Origin of the sequence: Mesorhizobium sp. M4A.F.Ca.ET.020.02.1.1 (genome assembly GCF_004022645.1) — a bacterium.
Lineage (GTDB): Bacteria > Pseudomonadota > Alphaproteobacteria > Rhizobiales > Rhizobiaceae > Mesorhizobium.
Map to the genome: position 1 here is coordinate 1 of NZ_RZOI01001224.1, position 905 is coordinate 905.

1 protein-coding gene is annotated in these 905 nt (G+C 64.6%); it reads left to right on the forward strand.

Translation table 11 applies throughout. From position 1 onward, the window contains the following. A partial coding sequence (locus tag EN742_RS36235; protein ID WP_128333949.1) for an acyl-CoA dehydrogenase family protein occupies positions 1 to 905 on the forward strand: 905 nt, incomplete at both ends.

Below are 905 nucleotides of genomic sequence, written 5' to 3' on the forward strand. Positions count from 1 at the left end.
GATCTACACGGGGCGGCAGACCGAAATCCTCGAAGGCCTGAAGAAGACCGCGCGTGAACGCGGGCTGTGGAACTTCTGGCTGACCGGCTCCGAGTGCGGTTATGGTCTCTCCACGGTCGAATACGCCTATCTGGCGGAGGAGATGGGCAAGGCGCATCTCGGAGCCGAGACCTTCAACTGCTCGGCGCCCGACACCGGCAATATGGAAGTGCTGGAGCGCTACGGCTCGGCGGAGCACAAGCAACAATGGCTGGAGCCGCTGCTCGACGGCAGGATCCGCTCGGCCTATCTGATGACCGAGCCGGACGTCGCCTCGTCCGACGCCACCAACATTTCGATGCGCTGCGAGCGGCGCGGCGACGATTATGTGCTAAACGGCGAGAAATGGTGGGCGTCCGGCGCCGGCGATCCGCGCTGCGCCATCTATATCGTCATGGTCAGGACAGGTTCCGGCGATGACCCTCGGCATCGCCAACATTCGATGATCCTGGTGCCTTCCGATGCGAAGGGCGTGACCAAGCTGCGGGCCATGCAGGTCTATGGCGACGACGATGCGCCGCACGGCCACATGCATCTCAGGTTCGACAATGTGCTCGTGCCGGCGTCGAACCTGATCCTCGGCGAGGGCAGGGGTTTCGAGATCGCACAGGGGCGGCTGGGACCGGGCCGCATCCATCACTGCATGCGCGCCATCGGCCAGGCCGAGATGGCGCTGGAGATGCTGTGCCAGCGCTCGGTGCGCCGCGAGGCCTTCGGACAGCCCCTGGCGAAACTCGGCGCCAATTTCGACATCATCGCGGAATGCCGCATGGAGATCGAGATGGCGAGACTGCTCTGCCTCAAGGCGGCATGGATGATCGACCAGGGCGATGCCCGCGCTGCCGCGCCCTGGATCAGCCAGATCA